Origin of the sequence: Bacteroides sp. ZJ-18 (assembly GCF_011038705.2) — a bacterium.
Lineage (GTDB): Bacteria > Bacteroidota > Bacteroidia > Bacteroidales > Bacteroidaceae > Bacteroides > Bacteroides hominis.
On sequence record NZ_CP072198.1, the window covers coordinates 1,457,997 to 1,470,718 of the forward strand.

At 48.6% G+C, this 12,722-nt stretch carries 10 protein-coding genes; 7 read left to right on the top strand and 3 right to left on the bottom strand.

All coding sequences use genetic code 11. The features are described from left to right. Positions 1-121: 121 nt before the first annotated feature. The 4 genes from G7Y45_RS05835 (at position 122) to G7Y45_RS05850 (ending at position 4,991) form a co-directional block, all read left to right on the top strand. On the top strand, positions 122-508 hold the full coding sequence (locus tag G7Y45_RS05835; protein WP_005778656.1) for an START-like domain-containing protein: 387 nt from the start codon (positions 122-124) through the stop codon (positions 506-508). 76 nt (positions 509-584) lie between these two features. After that, the gene (locus tag G7Y45_RS05840; protein ID WP_005778654.1) at positions 585-2,489 is read left to right on the top strand and encodes an LptF/LptG family permease; all 1,905 of its coding nucleotides are present in this window, start codon (positions 585-587) and stop codon (positions 2,487-2,489) included. 11 nt (positions 2,490-2,500) lie between these two features. Further along, entirely contained in the window at positions 2,501-3,715 is a 1,215-nt protein-coding gene (locus G7Y45_RS05845) for a bifunctional 3,4-dihydroxy-2-butanone-4-phosphate synthase/GTP cyclohydrolase II (RefSeq protein ID WP_005778652.1), read from the top strand. An 82-nt stretch (positions 3,716-3,797) separates the two neighbouring features. Continuing rightward, positions 3,798-4,991, top strand: coding sequence for a pyridoxal phosphate-dependent aminotransferase (locus tag G7Y45_RS05850; RefSeq protein WP_005823072.1), 1,194 nt, complete (start codon positions 3,798-3,800; stop codon positions 4,989-4,991). A 160-nt stretch (positions 4,992-5,151) separates the two neighbouring features. Here the strand turns inward: G7Y45_RS05850 and G7Y45_RS05855 are convergent, their stop codons facing one another. After that, the gene (locus tag G7Y45_RS05855; RefSeq protein WP_005810660.1) at positions 5,152-5,322 is read right to left on the bottom strand and encodes a DUF362 domain-containing protein; all 171 of its coding nucleotides are present in this window, start codon (positions 5,320-5,322) and stop codon (positions 5,152-5,154) included. 159 nt (positions 5,323-5,481) lie between these two features. On the opposite strand from G7Y45_RS05855, the gene metA reads away from it, so the two are divergent. Genes metA through G7Y45_RS05870 form a run of 3 tightly spaced genes read left to right on the top strand, consistent with a single transcriptional unit; the run spans position 5,482 to position 9,193 of the window. Then, the gene (gene metA, locus G7Y45_RS05860) at positions 5,482-6,399 is read left to right on the top strand and encodes a homoserine O-succinyltransferase (protein ID WP_005810659.1); all 918 of its coding nucleotides are present in this window, start codon (positions 5,482-5,484) and stop codon (positions 6,397-6,399) included. Continuing rightward, positions 6,396-8,222 carry a U32 family peptidase gene (locus tag G7Y45_RS05865; RefSeq protein WP_165016365.1) on the top strand — a complete coding sequence of 609 codons (1,827 nt, stop codon included), beginning with the start codon at positions 6,396-6,398 and terminating at the stop codon, positions 8,220-8,222. Before metA ends, G7Y45_RS05865 begins: the two co-directional genes overlap by 4 nt. Next, a complete protein-coding gene (locus tag G7Y45_RS05870) occupies positions 8,219-9,193 on the top strand; it encodes a zinc ribbon domain-containing protein (RefSeq protein WP_005810656.1) in 975 nt (324 codons plus the stop codon). The genes G7Y45_RS05865 and G7Y45_RS05870 overlap by 4 nt, the downstream gene beginning before the upstream one ends. Before the next feature lie 254 nt (positions 9,194-9,447). Here the strand turns inward: G7Y45_RS05870 and G7Y45_RS05875 are convergent, their stop codons facing one another. Together G7Y45_RS05875 and G7Y45_RS05880 are read right to left on the bottom strand one after the other, a co-directional pair. Continuing rightward, positions 9,448-11,850 carry a TonB-dependent receptor gene (locus G7Y45_RS05875; RefSeq protein WP_032536846.1) on the bottom strand — a complete coding sequence of 801 codons (2,403 nt, stop codon included), beginning with the start codon at positions 11,848-11,850 and terminating at the stop codon, positions 9,448-9,450. Positions 11,851-12,116: 266 nt separating this feature from the next. Beyond that, positions 12,117-12,716, bottom strand: a complete 600-nt coding sequence (locus tag G7Y45_RS05880) for a response regulator transcription factor (protein ID WP_032531771.1) — start codon at positions 12,714-12,716, stop codon at positions 12,117-12,119. Positions 12,717-12,722 lie beyond the last annotated feature (6 nt).

Here is a 12,722-nt window from a genome sequence, read left to right on the forward strand (position 1 = left end):
AGTATGATGAACAGGCTATTTCTGACTCTGAAAGAAGAGATGTAATGAAGAAAGTGAATTAATTATGCCTTGTATTTAGAAAAAAGTATTTATCTTGGCACACACAATCAATAATAAAGCTATGAAAAAGGAGAAAATACATTTGGAATATCTTCTGAATGCGACTTCTAAAAATATTCTTTGGTCAGCAATAAGCACACCTACCGGTTTGGAGGACTGGTTTGCAGACAAAGTAGTATCAGATGATAAAACAGTGACTTTTTGTTGGGGTAAAACCGAACAGCGTCAGGCAACTATTGTTGCCATTCGGGCCTATTCGTTTATTCGTTTCCATTGGCTTGATGACGAAAATGAAAGGGAGTATTTTGAAATAAAAATGAGTAATAATGAATTGACGGGCGATTATGTGCTTGAAATTAGTGATTTTTCTGATCCGGAAGAGGTTGATGATTTGAAGGAATTGTGGGATTCCCAAGTGAGTAAGTTACGTAGAACATGCGGTTTTTAGTTAACTTTCAACCAAAAATTTTTTGCACTCCTTTTTTTGTGCTAATTTTGTATCTTAATTGCATGAAACTATTAAGATGCTACGCATAAAAAGATTAGATATTTTTATAATAAAGAGTTTCTTATTACTCTTTGTCGGTACATTTTTCATCTGCCTCTTCATCTTCATGATGCAGTTTTTGTGGAAGTATGTAGACGAATTGGTGGGAAAAGGGTTAGAAATGAGTGTACTGGCTCAATTCTTCTTTTATTCTGCGTTGAGTCTGGTACCGATGTCTCTGCCTTTGGCAGTGTTGTTGGCTTCTTTAATTACGTTTGGTAATTTTGGCGAGCGTTTTGAATTGCTCGCCATGAAGGCAGCAGGCATTTCGTTGCTTAAAATTATGCGTCCGCTCATTGTCCTTGTCTTCGCCATTTGTTGTGTATCCTTCTATTTCCAAAATGTCATAGGGCCGCGGGCACAAGCCAAGTTGGGCACTTTGCTCATTTCGATGAAGCAGAAATCTCCTGAGGTAGATATTCCCGAAGGAGTTTTTTATGATGAAATTGATGGGTATAATTTGAAAGTGCAAAGAAAAGACCGTAAGACGGGCATGCTCTACGATGTGATTATTTATGATTTCTCCAATAACTTTGATAATGCACGTATTATTGTAGCCGATTCGGGACGTCTGGAGATGACAGCCGATAAGCAGCATCTTTATCTACATCTGTACAGCGGTGAGATGTTTGAGAATCTGAAGGCACAGAGCATGAGTTCGAAGAATGTTCCTTATCGCCGGGAATCTTTCCGGGAGAAACATACGATCATTCAGTTCGATTCGGACTTTAATATGGCTGATGCCAGTATTATGAGCAATCAGTCTACCACCAAAGATATGATAAAAATACAGGCTTCCATCGACTCGATGACTGTATTGGCCGATAGTATCGGCAGGCAGTATTACATTGAAGCAAGTAAGGGGCCGTATCGCACTGCGGCCGGACTGACCAAGGAAGATACCCTGAAGATGGAGGAAGCGCGCATTGGCGATTACAATGTGGATAGTCTGTTTAAAGTTGCTACCTTGATGAATAAGCAGAAGATCATAGCTTCAGCCGTTGGCCGTACGGAGAATCTGTCGAGTGACTGGGGGTTTAAGAGCTTTACAATGGCTCAGAATGATCTTAGCATACGAAGACATAAAATAGAATGGCATCGGAAAATCACAATTTCTCTTTCCTGTCTCTTATTTTTCTTTATTGGCGCACCTTTGGGAGGCATTATCCGCAAAGGTGGATTGGGTATGCCGGTTATTGTTTCCGTGTTTACCTTTATCATTTATTATATTATTGATAATACAGGCTATAAAATGGCTCGCGACGGGAAGTGGATTGTATGGATGGGGATGTGGATGAGTTCCGCCATTCTGGCTCCGCTGGGATATTTCCTGACTTATAAATCGAATAAAGATTCTGTGGTATTGAATACTGATGTTTATATTGCTTGGTTTAAGCGAGTATTCGGTGTGCGCAGTGTCCGCCATCTGTCAAAGAAGGAGGTGATTATTCATGATCCGGATTATCGGCGCCTTCCCTCTGATCTGGATGCACTTTCGGAGGAGTGTAAAAACTATATGGAAAAGAACCGGTTGTCTAAAGCTCCTAATTATTTTAGTTTGTGGATGACTGCCGGTCAGGATCAGGAGATCATTGCGATTAACAACCGCATGGAGTCATTGGTAGATGAGATGTCCAATACCCGTTCGTTGATATTGCTTCAGAAGCTGGAAAAATATCCGATTATCCCTGTAAACGCACATGTGCGTCCGTTCCATAATTATTGGCTTAATATGGCAATTGGAATTTTGATGCCTATCGGTTTATTTTTCTATTTCCGTATCTGGGCTTTCCGTATACGCCTGAATAAGGATATGGAACGGATAATTGCATTGAACCGGGATGTAGAACTTACAATAAAGGATATTAATAACAAAAATTAAGATATAAGAGTATGGAACCAATAAGACTGAATACCATCGAAGAGGCGATAGCCGACTTCAAAGAGGGTAATTTCGTAATTGTGGTAGATGATGAAGATCGTGAAAACGAAGGTGATTTCATTATTGCTGCCGAAAAGATTACTCCGGAAAAAGTGAATTTCATGCTGACTCATGGCCGTGGCGTACTTTGTGCTCCTATAACGGAAGAACGCTGTGCCGAGTTGGAACTGGATATGCAGGTGTCATCCAATACTTCAATTTACGAGACTCCCTTTACGGTTACTGTCGATTTACTTGAGGGATGCACGACGGGAGTTTCCATGCACGACCGTGCTATGACTATCCGTGCTTTGGCCGATCCGAAGACAAAACCTTCCGATTTGGGACGTCCGGGGCATGTCAATCCTCTGCGTGCCCGTTCGCGTGGAGTCCTTCGTCGCGCTGGACATACCGAGGCGAGTGTCGATTTGGCTAAACTTGCCGGTTTGTATCCTGCTGCCGCGTTGATTGAAATCATCAATGAAGACGGAACCATGGCTCGTCTGCCCCAATTGGTGGAAGTGGCCCGTCGTTTCGGATTGAAAATAATCTCCATCAAAGACCTGATCGCATACCGTCTTCAGATGGAGTCGATTGTTGATAGAGGAGTGGAAGTGGATATGCCTACGCAGTTCGGACATTTCCGTTTGATACCTTTCCGTCAGAAATCGAACGGGATGGAGCACATTGCATTAATAAAAGGAACGTGGGACAAAGACGAACCGATTCTGGTACGTGTGCACTCTTCGTGTATGACTGGTGATATTTTCGGTTCATGCCGTTGTGAATGTGGTGAGCAGCTTCATAAAGCTATGCAGATGATCGAAGCTGCCGGAAAAGGGGTAATTGTCTATATGAATCAGGAAGGTCGTGGTATCGGTTTGATGAACAAGATTGCCGCTTATAAACTCCAGGAAGAAGGATATGATACGGTAGATGCCAATCTCCATTTGGGTTTTGATGCCGACGAACGTGATTATGGGGTCGGTGCGCAGATTTTGCGTGAGATCGGAGTGAAAAAGATGAAGTTGATGACGAATAATCCGGTGAAACGTATTGGTCTGGAAGCCTATGGGTTAGAGATTACCGAGAACGTGGGAATAGAGGTTAAGCCGAATCCTTATAATGTACGTTATCTGAAGACAAAGAAAGAGCGGATGGGGCATACGCTTCATTTTAATAAGTAAACTGTCTATTTGCTTTCATATATCAAATATTATAGTTTATTTTGCAATCAAATTCACTCAACAACAATAAAATAGATACGAAATGAACCAACTATCAGACCGTTTGAACAGCTTGTCGCCTTCGGCGACTCTTGCTATGTCGCAAAAAAGCGCTGAGCTGAAAGCTCAGGGTGTTGATGTAATTAACCTCAGTGTGGGAGAACCCGACTTCAATACTCCCGATCACATCAAAGAAGCTGCCAAGAAAGCGGTAGATGACAACTTCTCTCGCTACTCTCCGGTTCCGGGCTACCCGGCTTTGCGCAATGCAATCGTAGAGAAACTGAAGAAAGAAAACGGTCTGGAATATACAGCCGCTCAGATTTCTTGTGCAAATGGTGCAAAACAATCTGTATGTAACACCATCATGGTGCTGGTAAATCCGGGTGATGAGGTGATTGTGCCTGCTCCTTACTGGGTAAGCTATCCGGAAATGGTGAAACTGGCCGAAGGTACTCCGGTGATTGTAACTGCCGGTATCGAACAGGATTTCAAAATCACTCCTGCCCAACTGGAAGCTGCCATCACTCCGAAGACCAAAGCTTTGATTCTTTGCTCACCGTCTAATCCGACCGGTTCTGTCTACAGCAAAGAAGAGTTGGCCGGTCTGGCTGCCGTATTGGCTAAGTATCCGCAGGTTATCGTCATTGCCGACGAGATTTATGAGCACATCAATTATATCGGAAAACACCAGAGTATCGCTCAGTTCCCCGAGATGAAAGAACGTACGGTGATTGTAAACGGTGTGTCAAAAGCATATGCGATGACCGGATGGAGAATTGGTTTCATTGCCGGTCCGGAATGGATTGTGAAAGCCTGCAATAAACTTCAGGGACAGTATACTTCGGGTCCTTGCTCAGTTTCTCAGAAGGCTGCTGAGGCTGCTTATACAGGTTCTCAGGCTCCGGTGGAAGAGATGCGTAAGGCTTTCGAACGTCGTCGTAACCTGATTGTGAAGTTGGCGAAAGAAGTTCCGGGATTTGAGGTGAATGTGCCGGAAGGCGCTTTCTACCTGTTCCCTAAATGCAGTTCTTTCTTTGGCAAATCTGTTGGGGATCGTAAGATTGAGAATTCGGATGATCTGGCGATGTATCTGCTTGAGGATGCTCATGTAGCTTGCGTAGGCGGTACTTCGTTCGGTGCTCCGGAATGCATCCGTATGAGCTATGCTACCAGCGATGAAAATATAGTTGAAGCGATCCGTCGCATCAAAGAAGCATTGGCTAAGCTGAAATAAGACTCTGCCAATCAGATAAAGGAGAAGGATGTATCGGTGAAAAGATGCATCCTTCTTTATTTTTAAGAGTATCCGGTTTCAATACCCGGGTAGGGGTAAAAATCAATAAAGGCCGCTTTCCATCAGGAAAGCAGCCTTTATCTTGTTTTGGGGGATTGTATTATTCAGCTGGGTGAATTGCTTCAGAAGGACATACATCTGCGCAAGTACCACAGTCTGTACACTGTTCAGGATCAATTGAATAAATATCACCTTCAGAGATAGCGCCAACCGGACACTCGTCAATACAAGTTCCGCAAGCAATACAATCATCACTAATTACGTAAGCCATTTTGTTTGATATTTTAATTATTAGTACTAATTTGTAGGTACAAAAATAGAGTTTTTAATCATTAGTTGGTATCGATTTTGATTAAAATGTTTTAATTTGTATATCTTCTAAATAAGGAAAACACTATTTTTGCATTGATTATTAAATACGTATGCAATTATGCCTTTAAATTTACCCGATAAGCTTCCTGCGATAGAACTATTGAAAGAGGAGAATATCTTTGTGATAGATAACTCCCGCGCAACACAACAGGACATCCGCCCGCTACGCATTGTCATCCTCAACCTGATGCCGTTGAAGATTACGACAGAAACAGACTTGGTGCGTCTGCTCTCGAACACTCCGCTTCAGGTGGAGATATCTTTTATGAAGATAAAGAGCCACACTTCGAAGAACACGCCGATAGAACACATGAAGACATTTTATACCGACTTCGACAAGATGAGGGACGATAAGTACGACGGTATGATCATTACCGGTGCGCCGGTAGAGCAGATGGATTTCGAGGAGGTGAATTATTGGAACGAAATAACGGAGATATTTGACTGGGCACGTACCCATGTCACCTCTACGCTCTATATATGCTGGGCCGCGCAGGCCGGTCTGTACCATCATTACGGTGTGCCCAAGTATGCACTGGACAAGAAGATGTTCGGCATTTTCAAACATCGCACGTTGCTTCCGTTGCATCCCATCTTCCGCGGGTTCGATGATGAATTTTATGTTCCCCATAGCCGGCATACGGAAGTGCGGAAAGAAGATATACTAAAGGTGCCTGAACTGACATTGCTTTCGGAGTCGGACGATTCGGGAGTGTATATGGTGGTGGCTCGCGGTGGGCGTGAGTTCTTTGTGACAGGGCACTCGGAATATTCGCCGTTGACACTGGATACGGAATACCGCCGGGATGTGTCGAAAGGTCTGCCTATCGAGGTTCCTCGCAATTATTATGTAGATGATGATCCGGACAAGGGGCCGCTGGTGCGTTGGCGCGGACATGCCAACCTGTTGTTCTCCAACTGGCTGAACTATTTCGTCTATCAGGAGACTCCTTATAATATTGAAGATATCAGATGATAAAACAACGTAAGATAGAATTGCTGGCTCCGGCCAAAAACCTGGAATGCGGCATGGCTGCCATCGATCATGGGGCGGATGCCGTATATATCGGTGCGCCGAAGTTCGGTGCCCGTGCGGCAGCGGTCAATTCATTGGAAGATATAGCCGCTTTGGTGGAGTATGCCCATTTGTATAATGTGCGGATTTATGTTACGGTCAATACGATCCTGAAAGATGAAGAACTGAAGGAGACGGAGGAGATGATCCGGGCCCTGTACCGTGTCGGAGTGGATGCGCTTATTGTGCAGGATATGGGAATCACCGGTCTGGAGCTGCCGCCTATTCCGTTGCATGCGAGCACGCAGATGGATAACCGTACGGCAGAGAAAGTGAGATTTCTGGCCGATGCGGGCTTCCGCCAAGTGGTGTTGGCGCGTGAACTTTCGTTGCGGGAGATCGGCAAGATACACGAGGCTTGTCCCGACGTGCCTCTGGAAATCTTTGTGCACGGAGCGCTCTGTGTAAGTTATAGCGGGCAGTGCTACGTTAGCCAGGCTTGTTTCGGGCGTAGCGCCAACCGGGGTGAGTGTGCCCAGTTCTGTCGTTTGCCGTTCAGCCTGGTCGATTCGAACGACCGGGTGATTGCGAAGGACAAACATCTTCTTTCACTCAAGGATCTCAACCAAAGTGAGGAGCTGGAGGCTCTGCTCGATGCCGGTGCCTCTTCTTTCAAGATAGAAGGCCGGTTGAAGGACGTTTCGTATGTAAAGAACGTGACGGCCGCCTACCGCCAGAAGCTGGATGCCATCCTTGCCCGCCGCAAGGAGTATGTGCGTGCTTCTTCCGGCAGTTGCCGTTACGCTTTCAAGCCTCAGCTGGACAAGAGTTTCAGCCGTGGTTTTACGCATTATTTCCTGCACGGGCGCACCAGGGATGTTTTTTCGTTCGACACCCCCAAGTCGTTAGGAGAGGAGATGGGGACGATGAAAGAGGCCAGGGGGAATTATCTGACCGTGGCGGGATTGAAGTCGTTCAATAACGGTGACGGTGTTTGCTACATTGACGAGCAAGGCAAACTGCAAGGTTTCCGCATCAACCGTGTGGAGGGCAATAAGCTCTATCCGCAGGAGATGCCCCGCATCAAGCCCCGAACGGTGTTGTACCGTAACTTCGACCAGGAGTTTGAGAAGATACTCGCCCGCCGGTCGTCCGAACGCAAGATGGCCGTGGCCATCCGGCTGGCGGACACTGCCTTCGGATTTGTCCTGACGCTGACGGATGAGGATGATAACCGTGTGACCCTGTCGCTGCCGCGTGCGAAAGAGCCGGCGCGTACGCCACAGGAAGAGAACCTGAAGACGCAGCTGGCTAAGTTGGGGAACACTCCTTTCGAAGCGGAGCGCGTCGACATCGACTTCACGGAGAACTGGTTTCTGCCTGCTTCGGTATTGGCCGATTTCCGCCGGCAGGCGATTGAGAAACTGATTGCCGCCCGCCGTATCAACTACCGGAGAGAGCTGGCGGTGCTTAGGCCTACGACTCATGCTTTTCCGCAGACGACGTTGACCTATCTGGGAAATGTGATGAATGCGCGGGCTGCCTCTTTTTATGCCGGGCATGGCGTGGCAAGCATTGCTCCTGCTTTTGAACAGACGCCTGTGGAGAAGGCGGTGCTGATGTTCTGCAAACATTGCCTGCGCTACAGCATGGGCTGGTGTCCGGTTCATCAACGGGAACGTTCTCCGTATCGTGAACCCTATTATCTGGTATCGACGGACGGCAAACGCTTCCGCCTGGAATTTGACTGCCGGAACTGCCAGATGAAAGTGAGTGCCTTATGAAAATGAAGGGGCTCTGCGCGCGTCTGTGTTATGCTGTGATAGGCTTTTTCCTGCTGGCGGCCTGCCATTATTCACCGCCCGATCTCACTGCCGAGGGGCTGGGGGAGAAAACAAAGGACTCTTTAGCTTATCTTTTCCGGTACCATTATACTTGGAACACGAATCTGGAGGTGCTGGACGACTCCGTCCGGTTGGAATATCTTCCGGTGAAGGATGCCTATGTCAGTCTGAACAAAGGTGACCGGGTGGTCGTGGCAGAGTTCTCCATTCATCCGCAGGACAGCGTGGACAGCGTATGGGTGAAGCTGGCCCACTCGCAGGACGTCCAGGGGTGGGTGCGCAACCGTGATCTGGTGCGCTCCTTCGTGCCCACCGATAGTATTTCGCAGTTTATCCACCTTTTCAGCAATACTCACGCTTCGTATTTCGTCATCATTTTCGCTCTCTTTGTCGGGGTCTACCTGCTCCGTGCTTTCATGAAGAAGCAGTTGCAGATGGTTTACTTCAATGATATCGACAGCGTCTATCCCCTTTTCCTCTGTCTGCTGATGGCGTTCAGTGCTACGGTTTACGAGACGATGCAGGTGTTTGTCCCCGATACCTGGGAGCATTTCTACTTTAATCCCACCCTTTCGCCGTTCAAGGTGCCTTTCATCCTTTCGGTTTTTCTGCTGAGCATCTGGTTGTTTATTGTCGTCACGCTGGCCGTGCTCGACGATTTGTTCCGCCAACTCACTCCTGCCGCCGCCGTTTTCTATTTGCTGGGGCTGATGTCTTGCTGCATCTTCTGCTACTTCTTCTTCATCCTGACCACGCACATTTATATCGGTTACCTGTTTTTAGCTTGCTTCATCTGGCTTTTTGTGAAGAAGGTGCGTAGGAATTCCGGCTATAAATACCGGTGCGGAAACTGTGGGCAGAAACTCCGGGAGAAGGGTGTATGCCCGCATTGCGGGGCGATCAACGAATAAGATCTTCTCACCACAGAGGACACAGAGGGCACAGAGTTTTAATTCCGCTCGCCCTTGGAGGGTGGAGGACAGAGAAAAGAGAGAGAAAAAAACTACTCTGTGTCCTCTGTGGTGAGAACAGCCAAAATTACGGTGCACCGCCGTCGGAAAAACGGTGCACCGCTCTTAAACAAACAGTGCACCGTTCTTGAGGAAACGGTGCACCGTTGTTTCCGCCCCCTTCGGGCGTCCTTCCGGAGGCGCAGGCTTCGGCGTCAGAACCGGCAGCGCACGTCTACCCCGAAGTGCACCGGACGGCCTTTTTGCATGAATCCGTTGCCCATTGATTCGAAATAGAACGCGGCATATTCCTTATCCAGTATGTTGCGTACCCAGAATCCGATCTGTCCGTTTCCCTTCTCCAGGCTGACACGTCCGTTCAGGGTTCCGTAGAACGACTGGCTGACGTTGTTCTGCTCCGTCCAGTAGATCCGTCCGACACCGTTGTAGTTCAAGTTCACCTGTACCCGGTCCAGCCAGTGGCGGGGAGCGATGCGGAAGATGTATTGCGCGCCCACGTTGAGCGTGTGTTTGGGGACGAAAGGCACGTAGTTGCCGTTATAGTTCTCTTTTTCTTGCAGGCTGCCGTCCTCCGTTTTCTGGCGGACGACGTAATCGGTGAACGTGGCATACGTATATCCGTAGTTAGCGTTCAGGCTGAGCGCGTCTGTCAGGCTGCTGCGCAGGGCGACTTCGGCGCCATAACTTCGGCTCTTGCCGGCATTGATGGTGATGCGTCCCAGTCCGCTTTCGGCAAACTGCGCTATCTGCTGGTCGCGCGTATCCATATAATAGGCGGCGAGGTCGGCCCAGAGACGGCCTTCCCACAGGGTGAGGTGCGCGCCCGCTTCGTAGTTCCACGAGTATTCGGGCTTATACGTGGTCGATGCCTTCACGTCGATCTTCTCTTCCGGCATCATCTGGCCGATCATCCCGGCGTATTTCTTGAACACGTCGCTTTCCATCATGGCGGTTTTCATCGAGTTCTTCAGTTCGCTCTGCACCAGGTCGGAGAACATCTGCACGTTGTATCCTCCCGAACGATAGCCGCGTGAAACCGTGGCATAGACGCTGTTCCCTTTTTGCCATTCATATTGCAGGGCGAATTTGGGGAGCAATTGCAGGTAATCGTTCTTCAGCTTGCCTTTGAAGGATGCCGGAGCCTTCATGTGCTGGTCCTTCAGGTTCAGCATAGGTGGCATGCTGATGCTGAAATCAAAGTCCATCGGGTCGCTGACGGAGTTGTACGTCATCGATATCTTTTCATAGTCCAGGCGCAGGCCGGCGGTAAAGGAGAGCCCTTCGGTGAAGAGGTTGTTGAATGTAGACTGGTGGTAGATCGCTCCGCTCAGTATCGGAGTGTCAAAGTTGCCGCTGACGCGGAGTGTCGGGTTGTTCACCGTCAGCGCCATCCGGGGGGCTTTGGGGCCTAAGTTGGCGAAGGCCTTGTTGGCGCCTCCCTCTATCACCTCTTTTACCCCGTCTTCTTTAAATATCACCGGTCCGTCCGTGTTCAGCCACTGATAGAAACCGAAGGCGCCCGTAGTCCATTGCCAGTTGCTTCCCGGTTTCGATTTCAGCATCACTTCCTCCGAGAGGGTATTCAGCTTCTGCTTCTGAATCAGGTTGAACAGGTTCTTCTCCGTGAAGTCCTGGTCGAGAAACATGCGGTCGTTCAGGTTCTGGAATCCGGTTACGGCGCTCAGGATGAACTTCTGCGCCTGGTATTCTATGTTGACTCCCGCATTCAGCAGCCCGCGGCGGTAGGTGCTCTCATCGTTGTACGAGATCTTGCCGATTCGTTCTTTTCGCGGATCGTCCTCTCTTTCCGCCGGGTCCACTCTTCCTGTGTAGAAGTACGGATATCCCCCTTCGTGGCTGTACTCGTAGCTGATGTTCAGGTCCAGTTTCAGGTTCTCGCCGGGCAGGTAAATGCCGCGGAACCGTCCGCCTGCTGCCTGACTCTTGTCTATTCTTTTGTTAAGGTAGGTATTCTTGAAAAATCCGCCGCCGTATTCGTAGAATCCGCCCGTTGAAAAAGCGAATTGATCCGATACACGATGGTAGTGGGTCACCGAAGCGTTGTAATTGTTGTAACTTCCGGCACCCAGACGGAGGTCGGTGCCCTGATAGCTGAAAGGCGATTTTGTGTGCACCTTGATCAGTCCGCCCATGGTGTTGCGCCCGTAGAGGGTCCCCTGAGGACCGCGCAGCACGTCGATGCGTTCGATGTCGGCGTAGTTGAAGTCGAACGCCGATTTGTCGATATAAGGTACGTTGTCCACATACAACCCCACGGAAGGCGTGTTGATGCGTGAGCCGATTCCGCGGATATAGATGGCGGAAGTCAGCTTGGAACCATAGTCCGGTATGAAGATATTCGGCACAAGGGCAGTCAGGCTTTTGATGGAATTTACCTGGTTGGCCTGCATATCCTGCTGCGAGAGCATGGTGACTGCGGTCGGCAGTTCCCGTAGTTTGCGGTTTTCTTTCGGAGCGGCGATGACTACGATTTCTTCTACGTCTATCACCTTCAGTGTGTCCTTCGGCAGCTCCCCGGCCCATGTTCCGCTGGCCGAAAAGAGGGCAAGAGCAATAAGAATGCTGTTTTTCTTCATTTACTGTATCTTTTCATTGATTCGTTTGCAAAGATGCAGCAAAAAATGTTAAACGGCAATCCTCATTTATTAGGATATATCGGATTCACCACTGATTCACCACAGAGGACACAGAGGGCACAGAGTAAGCTATATGGTGAATATAGGGTAGTGCATATAGGGTACACAGAGCGGACAAGGCGGACAGCGCCCACAGCGCAATCGATAACTCAAAATATCCTCTGTGCCCTCTGTGCCCTCTGTGTCCTCTGTGGTGAATTCCCGGTTTATATCCTGTCCGCCTCCACGTATCCGTTCATCACCGCGTAGATGGTCAGTCCGGAGACCGACTTGATGCCTAACTTCTCGGTGATGTTCTTCCGGTGTGTGATCACCGTAGTCAGGCTGATATTCAGCTTGTCGGCGATTTCTTTGTTGATCAGCCCTTTGGTGATCAGCACCAGCACCTCGATCTCGCGTGCCGAAAGCTCGTGTCCGGTGGCAGCAGGCGGGGCAGGAGGCATGTCCTTCACCGGATAACCGTCGTGGTGCGCGTGCTGGTGGAGTTTCAGGATGTCCTTCACCAACCCCTCTTCCGTCTGGTAGATGTTGAGTATCGGGACGCCCGAAAGCTGGAATTGGTGACTGTCTCCCGCCAGTACGATGGTTTTCCGTTTCCGGGGGAGGAAGAAAGCATTATGCTCCACATATATCTGTGCGGAGATAAAGTAATGAGCGTACATGTCCGGCGTGTCGTCCATCAGTTCGCCGAAACCGGGAAACGTGCGGATGACTGCCATGGGGATCATCCTCTCCAGGATTGTTTTCAGTCCCAGGCTGGTGAGGGTGTTCGCCTCTACGATGGCTATTTCGGGTTGGTGATTCATCATAAG